The following is a 14,025-nucleotide window of genomic DNA, read 5'->3' as shown; positions in this document are numbered from 1 at the left end:
CGGTCAGAACTTCCCGAACTCGCGTTGGATGAGGTCGAACATCTCGTCCGATGTCGCCGACTCGAGGTCGGAGTCCATCGCCGCGGCCGCGGGCTCGCCCGCTTCGGGCAGCGGCGACGTCATGCGGACCTGTGCGCCGCTCCACGTCGTCAGCAGGCCCTGCAGCCGCTCTGTGATGTCCACGCCGTCGACGTCATCCGTGGACAGGCCGGAGAGCATCCGCTCCAGTTCGTTGAGTACGGCGGCGACCGAGGTCGATGCCTCCGCCGAGAGGTCCTGCGCGAGCTCGGCACGCAGGTGCTGCGCCAGCGCGGCAGGGGAAGGGAAGTCGAAGAGCAGGGTGGTGGACAGTCGCAACCCGGTGTGCCGCGCCAGCCGGTTGCGCACCTCGACCGCCATGAGCGAGTCGAAGCCCAGCTCGACGAAGCCACGCCGCGGCCGGACCGCGTCCGCCGTCGCGTGCCCCAGCACGTCCGCCGCCTCCGTGCGCACCAGCTCCAGGAGGATACGGTTCTGCTGCGACTCGTTGGCCTGCGCGAGCCGTGCGCGCAGCTCGGCCGCCGCGTCGCCGCCACGGCCGCCGTCCGCGTCGTCGTGGTCCCGCTCCAGAACCTTTTGTACGTCGGCCAGTTCGCCGAGGAGCGGACTGGGCCGGCGTACCGTGAAGGCGGGGGCGAACCGCTGCCAATCCACGTCCGCGACCGTGAGGAGCGTCGCGTCGTCCGCCAACGCCTGGTGGAGCGCGCCGATGGCCGCCTCCGGTGCCATCACGGAGAGACCACGCCTGCTCAGTTCTCCGCTGGTCCCTTCAGCCATGCCGCCGTCGGCCCAGGGCCCCCAGCTGACGGAGGTCGCGGTCAGGCCACGAGCTCGCCGGTCCTGGGCGAGGGCGTCGAGGTGGGCGTTGGCCGCGGCATAGGCGGCCTGGCCGCCGCTGCCCCAGACGGCGGAGATCGAGGAGAACAGCACGAAGGCGTCCAGGTCCCCGCCATCGCTCGCGTCACCGAACAGGGCGTCGAGGTGGGTGGCGCCTTCCACCTTCGCCCGCAGCACCTCGGCGAACTCCTCGGCGCCCATGTCGGAAAGCGCCGTCACCTGTCCGAGGCCGGCGGTGTGAACGACGGAGCGGACCGGCGTACCGGCCTCCTTCAGCCCCTCCACCAGCGCTTCCAGCGCCTTCCGGTCGCTCACGTCGCATACGACGACCTCGACCGCCGCACCCAACGCCTCCAGCTCGGCCACCAACTCGACCGCACCCGGAGCCGCCAGCCCACGACGACTGGTAAGCACAAGCCGCTCAGCACCACTACCAGCCGCCCAGCGAGCAACATGCCCACCCAACGCACCAGTACCACCCGTCACCAACACCGTCCCACGCAGCGCCCAACCACCCGCCACCACACGGCTGTTGACAGACGCACGCACCAGACGCCGCCCATACACACCCGACGCACGCACCGCCAGCTGATCCTCACCAGCCGCACCGAGACCGGTACCGGACAGGACACCGCACAGCAGCCCAAGCGCCGCCTCGTCCACCGCCACAGGCAGATCGACCAACCCACCCCACCGATCCGGATGTTCCAGCGCGGCCACCCGACCCAGACCCCACACCTGAGCCTGCACCGCATCCACCAGACCGTCCTCCGGCCCCACCACCACGGCACCCCGCGTCACACACCACAACGGCCCCGACACCGCCAAGTCGTCCAACGCCTGCACCAGCGACAGCACCGCCAGCCCTGGCTCGGTCTCCCCCGGCCCCAGCAGCGATACCACGCGGACCTCACCGGAGAGCCCCGCCACCCGCGCGCCCAATGCCTCGCGGTCGACCACGTCGCCGGCGCCCACCGGCACGACCACCACGTCGGCGCCGCGTGACAGCAGAGCGGAGACCACCAGGTGATCGACATCGGCGTCCCGGCACACCACGACCCACTGCCCGGGCACGGCCTCGGCCGCGCCGTGTTCCGTCGGCTTCCACGTCACCTGGTAGCGCCAGGAGTCCACGCCTCCCGCACGGAGCGAGGACGGCTCCTTGAGCCAGTAGTGCTCGCGTTGGAAGGCGTAGGTGGGCAGATCCACGCGGCGGGCACGCGTGCCGGAGTAGTACGCCGACCAGTCAACTTGCTTGCCGCGTACGTGGAGTTCAGCGAGGGCGGTGAGCAGGCTCTCCGGCTCCTCGCGGTTCTTGCGCAGGGCGGGTACGAAGGTGAGCTCATCGTCATCGGGACCGGAGCCGGACGTGACGCAGTCCTGGGCCATCGCGGAAAGGACGCCGTCCGGGCCGAGCTCCAGGAACGCGGTCACGCCCGCGGACTCCAGGGTGCGGACGCCGTCCAGGAAACGGACGGCTTCACGGACATGGCGGACCCAGTACTCCGGGTCCTGGATCTCCTCGGCCGACAGGACCTCGCCCGTCACGTCCGAGACGATCGACAGCTGCGGAGCGTTGAAAGTCAACCCCTGCGCCACAGCACGGAAGTCGTCGAGCATCGCGTCCATACGCGGCGAGTGGAAGGCGTGGCTGACCCGCAGCCGCTTGGTCTTGCGACCCTCGGCCTGGAAGTGCGCGGCGATCCGGAGGACCTCCGCCTCGTCGCCCGAAATCACCGTGGAGCGCAGGCCGTTGAGGGCAGCAACGGACACACCCTCGACCAGCAGCGGCAGGACCTCGTCCTCCGACGCCTGCAGCGACACCATCGCCCCGTCCGTCGGGAGCGCCTGCATCAGACGACCCCGCGCCGCCACGAGAGCAGCAGCGCCTTCGAGAGACAGCACGCCGGCGACGTACGCAGCCGACAGCTCACCGATCGAGTGCCCGAGCAGGAAGTCCGGCTTCACACCCCACGACGTCACCAACTCAAACAGCGCCACCTCAAGCGCGAAGAGACCCGCCTGCGTGAACTGCGTCTGATCGAGTAGCTCACCCCCCTCGAAGACGACCTCGCGAAGGGACTGGTCCAAGTGACGGTCCAGCTCCGCACACACCGCATCAAATGCATCCGCGAACACCGGGAAGGCCGCGTGGAGTTCACGCCCCATACCGACCCGCTGCGACCCCTGCCCCGAGAACAGCACACCGGTCCTGCCCTCGGAGGCAACGCCCCGCACTGTCCGCTCGCCGATCAGCACCGCACGCTGCTCCAGCGCCGCACGCGTCGTCGCCAGCGAGAAGCCGACATCCACCGGGGTCGCCTCGGGGTGCTCGGCGACGAACGTCCGCAGCCGCTCCACCTGCACCGACAGGGCCTCATCGGACTTCGCCGACACCACCCAGGGCACCACCGGCAACGTAACCGAAGCCTCGGCCGGCTGCGGCTCTTCCGCCTCCGGCGCCTGCTCCACGATCACGTGGGCGTTCGTGCCGCTGACGCCGAACGACGAGACGCCCGCACGGCGCGGCTCGCCCGTCTCCGGCCACGCCACCAGCTCCGTGAGCAGCTCGACGGCCCCGGCCGACCAGTCCACGTGCGAGGACGGCTCGTCCACATGCAGCGTTCGCGGCAATACGCCCTCGCGCATCGCCATGACCATCTTGATGATCCCGGCGACGCCGGCGGCAGCCTGGGTGTGCCCGATGTTCGACTTCAGCGAACCCAGCCACAGCGGGTGTTCGCCGGTCCGTTCCTGGCCGTAGGTCGCCAGCAGCGCCTGCGCCTCGATCGGGTCGCCCAGTGCGGTGCCCGTGCCGTGCGCCTCCACGGCATCGACGTCAGCCACCGACAGGCCGGCGTTCGCGAGGGCCTGACGGATGACGCGCTGCTGCGCGGGCCCGTTGGGGGCGGTCAGGCCGTTGGACGCGCCGTCCTGGTTCACCGCGGAACCGCGGACGACCGCCAGTACCTCGTGCCCCAGGCGCCGCGCGTCGGAAAGGCGCTCCACCAGGAGCATGCCGACGCCCTCGGACCAGCCCGTGCCGTCCGCCGCCTCCGCGAAGGACTTGCAGCGGCCGTCTCCGGCCAGGCCGCCCTGCCGGGAGAATTCGGAGAACGTCACGGGGGTGGCCATCACCGTCACGCCGCCGACCAGCGCCATGGAGCACTCCCCCGCGCGCAGGGCCTGAGCTGCGAGGTGCAGGGCGACCAGGGACGACGAGCACGCCGTGTCCACCGTCATCGCCGGGCCTTCGAGGCCGAAGGCGTACGAGATCCGGCCCGAGAGCACGCTCGTCGCGTTGCCGGTCAGCAGGTGGCCGCCCAGACCCTCCTCTTCACCGGAGTTCGGGCCGGACGCGTAGCCCTGGCTCGCCGCTCCCGCGAAGACCGCGACCTGGCTCCCGCGCACCGACGTCGGGTCGATGCCGGCGCGCTCGAACGCCTGCCACGCCGTTTCGAGGAGCAGGCGCTGCTGCGGGTCCATCGCCAGCGCCTCACGCGGCGAGATCCCGAAGAAGTCGGCGTCGAACTCTCCCGCGTCATGCAGGAATCCGCCCGAGCGAACGAACGAGGCCGCTGGGTCCGTCACCCAGCCGCGGTCGACCGGGAACCCGGTGATCCCGTCGTTCCCGGCTGCCAGGAGCGACCAGAGGTCCTCCGGGGAGCGGACGCCGCCGGGCAGGCGGCAGCTCATGCCGACGATCGCGATCGGGTCGTTCGGCTGGGTCACCGTGGCCGCGGGGAGCACCTCCCCGACAGGCGCCGCGCTGTCCCCGAAGATCCGCGAACGAAGATGGTCTGCAAGGGCCTTGGGGTTCGGGCAGTCGAAGACGAGGGTGGTGGCGAGTTCGAGGCCGGTCTCCTTGCGCAGGCCGTTCCTCAGCTCCACGGCGGTCAGGGAGTCGAACCCCAGCTCCTTGAAAGCCCGGTCCGCGGACACCTTGGCTGTGTTCGCGTGCCCCAGTACGGCCGCGACCTGCCGCCGGACGAGGTCGAGCAGGACCGTGTCCCGTTCGGCGCCCGTCACGCCGAGGAGCCTCGTCCGCAGCGCGGACTGCTCGGCGTCGGCATACGTACCGCCGGCCGCATCTCGGTCGCGGTCGTGGTCACGGTCGTGGTCGTGGTCGTCGGCCAGATCGCCGAGGAGAGTACTCGGGCGGAGTGCGGTGAACGCCGCCACGAACCGCGTCCAGTCGACATCGGCCACCGTGACGTGGGTGTCGCCCTCGGCGAGCGCCCGCCGCAGGCCGTCGATCGCCCTGACCGGAGACATCGCGGACAGGCCACGGCGGTTCAGGTGCTCCGCAGCCTCCCCCTCGACCATGCCGCCGTCGGCCCACGGCCCCCAGCTGACGGAGGTCGCGGTCAGACCACGAGCTCGCCGGTCCTGGGCGAGGGCGTCGAGGGGGGCGTTGGCCGCGGCATAGGCGGCCTGGCCACCGCTCCCCCACACACCGGCGATCGACGAGAACAGCACGAAGGCGTCCAGCTCCTCGCCATCGTCCGAGTCTCCGAACAGAGCGTCGAGGTGGGCGGCCCCTGCCACCTTCGCCCGCAGCACCTCGGCGTAGTCGTCCGCTCCCGTCTCGTCGAGAGCGATGAGCTTGTTGACACCGGCGGTGTGGACGACGGAGCGGACGGGGGTGCCAGCCTCCTTCAGCCCCTCCACCAGCGCTTCCAGCGCCTTCCGGTCGCTCACGTCGCATACGACGACCTCGACCGCCACACCCAACGCCTCCAGCTCGGCCACCAACTCGACCGCACCCGGAGCCCCCAGCCCACGACGACTGGTAAGCACAAGCCGCTCAGCACCACTACCAGCCGCCCAGCGAGCAACATGCCCACCCAACGCACCAGTACCACCCGTCACCAACACCGTCCCACGCAGCGACCAACCACCCGCCACCACACGGCTGTTGACAGACGCACGCACCAGACGCCGCCCATACACACCCGACGCACGCACCGCCAGCTGATCCTCACCAGCCGCACTGACACCGGTACCGGACAGGACACCGCACAGCAGCCCAAGCGCCGCCTCGTCCACCGCCACAGGCAGATCGACCAACCCACCCCACCGATCCGGATGTTCCAGCGCGGCCACCCGACCCAGACCCCACACCTGAGCCTGCACCGCATCCACCGAACCGTCCTCCGGCCCCACCACCACGGCACCCCGCGTCAGGCACCACAGCGGCACCGACCAGTCCGCGTCACCCAACGCCTGAACCAGGGACAACGTCCCCAGCGCCATGTCCTCCCGGCCACCCAGAGCCAGCAACGACACCACACCGGCAAAGTCGCCACCCTGCCCGGCCAGCCGCGCAGCGAGCGCCTCACGGCTCACCTCACCACCATCAACCAGCCACTCCACAACCTCCCCGCCACACGCACGTATCCCCGCAACCACCGGATGACCCGGACACGCCGACGGCGCCACCACCAGCCACCGCCCGGACAGTCCTTCGCCGCCCAAGCCCGGCACCGGCTCCCACTCCGTCCGGTAACGCCAGGCGTCGGCAGAAGACGACATCGACAGCGCCACGCTCTCCGGCCAGAAGCGCTCGCGCTGGAAGGCGTAGGTGGGCAGGTCGACACGACGGGCACCGACACCGGCTCCGGCTCCGGCTCCGGCTCCGGCTCCGGAGAAGTAGGCCGACCAGTCAACTGCCTTGCCGCGTACGTGGAGTTGAGCGAGGGCGGTGAGCAGGGTCTCCGGCTCCTCGCGGTTCTTACGCAGAACGGGCACGAAGGCGAGCTCACCGCTATCGGAGCCGGAGCCGGACGTGACGCAGTCCTGCGCCATCGCGGACAGCACGCCATCCGGACCCAGCTCCAAGAACGCGGTCACGCCTTCCGCTTCCAGGGTGCGGATGCCGTCCAGGAAACGGACGGCTTCGCGGACGTGGCGGACCCAGTACTCCGGGTCCTGGATCTCCTCCGCCGACAGGACCTCGCCCGTCACATCCGAGACGATCGACAGCTGCGGAGCGTTGAAGGTCAACCCCTGCGCCACCGCACGGAAGTCGTCGAGCATCGCGTCCATACGCGGCGAGTGGAACGCGTGGCTCACGCGCAGGCGCTTGGTCTTACGGCCCGCGGCCTCGAAGTGGGCGGCAATGGCAAGCACCGCGTCCTCGTCGCCCGAAATCACCGTGGAGCGCGGGCCGTTGAGCGCGGCGATGGACACGCCGTCGCCCAGCAGCGGAACGACCTCGTCCTCCGCCGCCTGCAACGACACCATCGCCCCGCCGGCCGGAAGCGCCTGCATCAGACGACCCCGCGCCGCCACCAGCTCCGCCGCATCCTCCAGCGACAGCACACCGGCGACGTACGCAGCCGACAACTCACCGATCGAGTGGCCCAGCAGATAGTCCGGCTTCACACCCCACGACGTCACCAGCTCAAACAGCGCCACCTCAAGCGCGAACAGACCCGCCTGCGTGAACTGCGTCTGATCCAACAGCTCACCACCGTCGAAGACGACCTCACGCAGGGACTGGTCCAAGTGACGGTCCAGCTCCGCACACACCGCGTCGAACGCGTCCGCGAAGACGGGATACGCCTCGTACAACTCCCGCCCCATACCGGCCCGTTGTGATCCTTGGCCTGAGAACAGCACACCCGCCTTGCCTGGCGACACCGAACCCTCGGCCACCTGCTCGCCGCCGATCAGCACCGCCCGGTGCTCCAGCACCGCACGCGTCGTAGCCAGCGAGAAACCGACATCCACGGGAGACAGTTCGGGACGCTCGGCGACGAACGACCTCAGCCGCTCCACCTGCCCCGCCAAAGCCTCCTCGGACTTCGCCGACACCACCCACGGCACCACCGGCAACGCCACCGGATCCACAACCGGCTCCGGCTCCTCCACCTCCGGCGCCTGCTCCACGATCACGTGCGCGTTCGTACCGCTGATACCGAACGACGAGACACCCGCACGCCGCGGCTCACCCGTCTCCGGCCACGCCACCGACTCCGCCAGCAGCTCAACCGCCCCCGCCGACCAGTCGACCTGAGGCGTCGGCTCGTCCACATGCAGCGTCCGCGGCAACACACCGTGCCGCATCGCCATGACCATCTTGATGATCCCGGCGACACCCGCAGCCGCCTGCGTGTGACCAATGTTCGACTTCACCGAACCCAGCCACAGCGGACGCCCCTCCGGACGGCCCTGGCCATACGTCGCGAGCAACGCCTGCGCCTCGATCGGGTCACCCAGCGTCGTACCCGTACCATGCGCCTCCACCGCGTCCACCTGCGACGCCTGCAGACCCGCACTAGCCAACGCCGCCCGGATGACACGCTGCTGCGACGGACCATTCGGAGCCGTCAGACCATTCGACGCGCCATCCTGATTCACCGCACTGCCCCGCACCACGGCAAGCACCCCATGCCCAAGGCGCCGCGCATCGGACAGGCGCTCCACCAGGAGCACGCCCACGCCCTCGCCCCAGGCCGTGCCGTCCGCCGACTCGGCGAACGCCTTGCAACGGCCGTCGGGAGCCAGGCCGCCCTGGCGGGAGAACTCGATGAACGCTCCGGGGGTGGACATCACCGTCACACCACCGGCCAGCGCCATCGTGCACTCGCCCGAGCGCAGCGCCTGGATCGCCCAGTGCAGCGCGACCAGCGACGACGAGCACGCCGTATCCACCGTCACCGCCGGGCCCTCAAGGCCCAACGCGTACGACACGCGGCCGGACAGGACGCTGGCCGAGCTGCCCGTGGCGCCGTAGCCGGCGGTGGACTCGCTCGCGGTGTCCATCAGGTGGGCGTAGTCCTGGCCGTTGGTGCCGGCGAAGACTCCCGTACGGCTGCCGCGCAGCGACGTCGGGTCGATGCCGGCCCGTTCGATGGCCTCCCAGGTCGCTTCGAGGAACAGGCGCTGCTGGGGGTCCATGGCCAGGGCTTCGCGTGGCGAGATACCGAAGAACTCGGCGTCGAAGTCCGTGGCGTCGTGGAGGAATCCGCCCTCGCGCGTGTACGACGTGCCCACGCCTTCGGGGTTCGGGTCGTAGAGGGACGCGAGGTCCCAGCCGCGGTTCTCGGGGAGTCCGGTGACTCCGTCCGCTCCGGTGGCCAGCAGCTCCCACAGCTCTTCCGCCGATCCCACGCCGCCGGGGAACCGGCAGCTCATGCCGACGACGACGATCGGGTCGCCATGCGAACCGTCTGAACCAGCTGAACCGCCCGCGCCTTCCGAACCGTACGGAGAAGGCCTGTTGTCGCCGTTCTCCGTCAGTTCCGACCAGAGGTGGCGCGCCAGCGACTCCGGGGACGGGTGGTCGTACACGAGAGTCGTCGGCAGGCTCAGCTCGGACACCGCGTCGAGCCGGTTGCGCAGTTCCACCGCGCTCACGGAGCTGAATCCGAGGTCCAGGAACGCCCTGTCCGGTGGCACTCCTTCCCGGGACGCGTGGCCGAGGAGCGCCGCGGCCTCGCTGCGGACCACGTCCAGGACGAGGCGCAGGCCGTCCTGGTCGGACATGCCGTGCAGTCTGGAGGAGAGCGCCGAGTGGCGGTCGGTCTCCGCCTCGGGCCGGCCGGGGGCGGTGTCCTGGGCGGTGTCGCGGAGTTCCGGCAGTTCGCGCAGGAGGGGGTTGGGCCGTCGTGTCCTGCCTCGTTCGGCCGGCCGTTCCCAGCGGACGTCCGCGACGGCGAGGGTGGTCTCGTCGTCCTGGAGCGCCTGCCGCAATGCCATGAGGGCGAGTTCGGGGTCCATCGCGCCAACCCCGGTGCGCGCGAACCGCTCCTCCTGGCCCTCGCCGAGGCCGCTGCCCCGCCAGTGGCCCCACTGGAGCGAGGTGGCCGTCAGGCCGTGGGCCCTGCGGTGCTGGGCCAGGGCGTCGAGGAACGCGTTGGCCGGGGCGTAGTTCCCCTGGCCCGCGCCGCCGAGTACACCGGCGACGGAGGAGAAGAGGACGAAGGCGGAGAGGTCGGTGCCGAGGTCACGGGTGAGTTCGTGCAGGTTCACGGCGGCCCGAACCTTGGCCCGCAGGGCACGGTCGAGTTGGCCGGTGGTCAGCGTGTCGAGCAGTCCGTCGTCCAGGAGCGCCGCGCTGTGGAAGACCGCTGTCAGGGGCAGCTCGGCCGGGACCGACGCGAGCAGTTCGGCCAGCGCGTTCCGGTCGCCCGCGTCGCAGGCGGCCAGGGTGACCTTGCTGCCCTTGGCGCCCAGTTCCGTCGCGAGGGCCTGGGCCCCGGGGGCGTCCTGGCCGCGCCTGCTGACGAGCAGGAGGTGCTCGCAGCCCTGGTCGGCGAGCCAGCGGGCGACATGGGCGCCGAGCGCGCCGGTCCCGCCGGTGATCAGTGCGGTGCCGCGCGGCGGTGTCCACGCCGTGGCCGTGGGGTCCGCCGCGTCCGGGCCCGGCTGGGCGGGGCCGAGTCCGGGGCGGTGCGGGGCGTGCACCAGTCGGCGGGCGTGCAGGCCTGTGGTGCGGACGGCCAGCTGGTCCTCGCCGTCGGCTGCGGCGAGGACCCGGCGCAGGCGGTGCGCCGCCCGCCGGTCCAGTTCGGCCGGGAGGTCGACCAGGCCGCCCCAGAGCTGGGGGTGTTCGGCACTGATCACGCCGCCCAGGCCCCAGAGCAGGGCCTGCGTCGGATCGGTCACCTGGTCGGTGCGCCCGACCGAGGCGGCTCCGCGGGTCGCGATCCACAGTGGGGCCTTCTGGAGGGCCTCGTGGAGGGCCTTCTCCTCAGTGTGGCCGAGGGCCTTCACGAGGGTGAGGGTGCTCGCGAAGCCGGCGGGTACCGCGTCCGCGTCGGGGTGGGCGCTTGTGTCCAGGGCGAGCAACGACAAGATGCCGGCCACCGCTGCCCCGTCGTCGGCGGTGCCGAGCGTGCCGTCGCTGCCGTCGGCGTCCGCGAGCGCGTTGCGTATCCGTGCGGCGAGCGCCTCGCTGTCGTGTCCGGGCCCGACCCGCACGACTCGGACGTCGGCAGGGGCGAGCGCGCTGACGCACTGCTGTACGTATTGCTCGATGCCCGCGGCGTACCCAGCGACGTGCTCCGCGGCGTGCTCCTCCTCGCCCGAGCCGTCGGGCTCCGGAGCGATCACAAGGCAGGTCCCGGAGAGGACCGCTGCCCCGGCGGACTCGGCGATCCGCTGCCACGTCACTCGGTAGCGCCAGGCGTCGATCGTGGCGAGGGCCGTGCGCTGCTGCCGCCACGCGGCGAGGGCGGGCAGCGCGGCGGCGAAGGACTGTTCCGTGTCCACCGCCAGCGTCCGGGTGAGCGCCTCCAGGTCCTCGCTCTCGACCGCCGCCCAGAACGTGCCGTCCTCGGGGGCCGCGCCTGCCGTTGCTCGTCCGGCGGGCTCGGCGGGGTCGGTGCTGTGCGGTCTGCTCACCGCGTCGAGCCAGTAGCGGCGGTGCTGGAAGGCGTACGTGGGCAGGTCCACGACACGGCGCGGCCCTGTCCCCGCGAGCACGGCGCGCCAGTCGACCTCCACGCCGTGCGCCCATGCCTCGGCGAGGGAGACGAGCAGCCTGCGGGTCTCGTCCTCGCCCCGGCGCAACGTACCCAGCGCCACGGCGTCACTGCCCAGCGCGTCGAACGTCTCCTGCAGCCCGAAGCCGAGGACGGCGTGCGGGCTCACCTCGACGAACACCCGGTGCCCCGCCGCGAGCGCGGCGCGCGTAGCCGCCTCGAACTCGACTCTCGACCGCAGGTTCCTGAACCAGTAGTCCGCGCCGAGCTCCACCGTGTCCAGCGGCCCGCCCGTCAGCGTCGAGTAGAACGGCACCGTCGCGGACCGGGGAGCGAGCCCCGTCAGCGCCTGCGCCAACTCCTCCCGCACGCCGTCGATCTGCGCCGAGTGGGAGGCGTAGTCCATGGGGATGCGCCGCGTCCGCACGCCGGCCGCCGCGCACTCGCCCTCCCACTCCTCCAGGGCGTCCAGGTCGCCGGAGACCACCGCCGAGCCCGGCCCGTTCACCGCAGCCACGGACAGCCGCGACCCGTACCGTGCCACGCGCTCGGCGACCCAGTCCGCGTCCCGTGCCACCGACGTCATCCCGCCACGGCCCGACAGCGGCAGCGTCACCCGGCGCCGCAGCGCCACCAGCCGCGCCCCGTCCTCCAGCGACAGGCCGCCCGCCACCACGGCGGCCGCGATCTCGCCCTGCGAATGGCCCAGCACAGCGCCCGGCAGCACACCCACCGACCGCCATACCTCGGCCAGCGACACCATGATCGCCCACAGCACCGGCTGCATGACGTCCACGCGGTCCGACGACGGCGCGCCCTGCGCCCCCCGCACCACGTCCAGCAACGACCAGTCCACGTACGGAGCCAGCGCCGCACCGCACTCGGTCAGCCGCGCCGCGAACACCGGCGAGGACTCGAGGAGACCGGCCGCCATGCCCGTCCACTGCGCGCCCTGGCCAGGGAACACGAACACAGGCCGGGTCTCCCGGCCCGCCACTGCGCGCACCACACCGGGAGCCGAGCCGCCCTGCGCCAAGGCCATCAGGCCGGCCCGGAAGTCCGCCTGCCGCTCCGCGATCACGGCCACGCGGTGCTCCAGCTGAGCCCGCGTCGTCGACAGGGACCAGGCCACGTCGGCGGGTGCCGCCGGTTCGGACTCCGGACGGTCCTCCAGGTACGCCAGCATCCGCGAGGCCTGGCCGGCGACGGCCTCCGGCGACTTGCCGGACAGCACCCACGGCAGGACGTCGCTCGTCACCGGCGCCAGGGGGCCCGCTTCCCGGGCGGTCCCGCCTCCGTTCGCCGCGCGCTCCTCGGTGGCGCTCTCCGCGGGCGCCTGCTCAAGGATCACGTGGGCGTTGGTGCCGCTGATGCCGAACGACGAGACGCCCGCACGACGCGGCGCACCCGTCTTCGGCCACGCCACCGACTCCTTCAGCAGCTCAACAGCCCCCGCTGACCAGTCCACGTGCGAGGACGGCTCATCCACATGCAGGGTCCGCGGCAGTACACCGTGCCGCATCGCCATGACCATCTTGATCACACCCGCCACGCCCGCGGCGGCCTGGGTGTGGCCGATGTTCGACTTCAACGAGCCCAGCCACAGAGGGCGTTCGCCGGTCCGTTCCTGGCCGTAGGTCGCCAGCAGCGCCTGCGCCTCGATCGGGTCACCGAGCGTCGTACCCGTACCGTGCGCCTCCACGGCATCGACGTCCGCCGCCGACAGACCGGCGTTGGCCAATGCCTGTCGGATGACGCGCTGTTGCGAGGGACCGTTGGGGGCGGTCAGGCCGTTGCTCGCGCCGTCCTGGTTCGCGGCCGAACCACGGACGACCGCGAGCACTTGGTGGCCGTTGCGGCGGGCGTCCGAGAGGCGCTCCAGGAGCAGCATCCCGACGCCCTCTCCCCAGCCGGTGCCGTCCGCCGCGTCCGCGAACGCCTTGCAGCGGCCGTTCGCGGCGAGACCTCGCTGCTTGCTGAAGTCGATGAACGTCGCCGGCGTCGTCATCACCGTGACCCCGCCCGCGAGCGCCATGGCGCATTCGCCCGACCGCAGCGACTGCATCGCCAGGTGCAGGGAGACCAGGGACGACGAGCACGCCGTGTCCACCGTCACCGCGGGACCCTCAAGGCCCAGCGTGTACGCCACCCGGCCGGTCACCACGCTGCTCGCGGTGCCGGTGCCCAGGAAGCCGTCCACGCCCTCGGGCACCGCCCCGAGGCTCGCCGCGTGATTGTGGTACATCACCCCGGCGAACACGCCCGTCCGGCTGCCGCGCAGCGACAGCGGGTCGATCCCGCCCCGCTCGATGGCCTCCCAGGTCGCTTCGAGGAGCAGCCGCTGCTGCGGGTCCATCGCCAGCGCCTCGCGCGGCGAGATCTTGAACAGCTCGGCGTCGAAGTCGCCCGCGTCGTGCAGGAACCCGCCCTCTCGGGTGTACGACGTGTTGGGGCGCCGCATCTCCGGGTCGTAAAGGGAGTCGACGTCCCAACCGCGGTCCGCGGGGAACTCCGTGATCCCGTCCCGGCCCGCAGCCGCCAGCTCCCACAGCTCCTCGGGGGAACTGACGTCGCCGGGGTAGCGGCAGCTCATCGCCACGATCGCGATCGGCTCGCGGTCCTTCTCCTCCACGGCACGCAGTCGCTCGCTCGTCTCGTGGAGCTCGGCGGTCACCCGCCGGAGGTAGTCGCGGAGCTTGTCCTCGTTCGCCATCAG

Annotated in this window: 1 protein-coding gene; it reads right to left on the bottom strand. The window is 71.6% G+C overall.

Annotated features, from left to right (window positions below):
• Positions 1-3 precede the first annotated feature (3 nt).
• Positions 4-14,022 carry a type I polyketide synthase gene (locus AB5J49_RS35665; protein ID WP_369172971.1) on the bottom strand — a complete coding sequence of 4,673 codons (14,019 nt, stop codon included), beginning with the start codon at positions 14,020-14,022 and terminating at the stop codon, positions 4-6.
• Positions 14,023-14,025: the final 3 nt, after the last annotated feature.

The organism is Streptomyces sp. R28, assembly GCF_041052385.1.
In the GTDB taxonomy this organism is placed as follows: Bacteria; Actinomycetota; Actinomycetes; order Streptomycetales; family Streptomycetaceae; genus Streptomyces.
Note: the sequence above shows the minus strand (reverse complement) of the source record. Positions and strands in the feature narration are given on the sequence as shown.

Excerpts from the sequence above, each read along its gene's own strand:
- AB5J49_RS35665 (WP_369172971.1), bottom strand. The coding sequence starts at position 14,022 with ATGGCGAACGAGGACAAGCTCCGCGACTACCTCCGGCGGGTGACCGCC.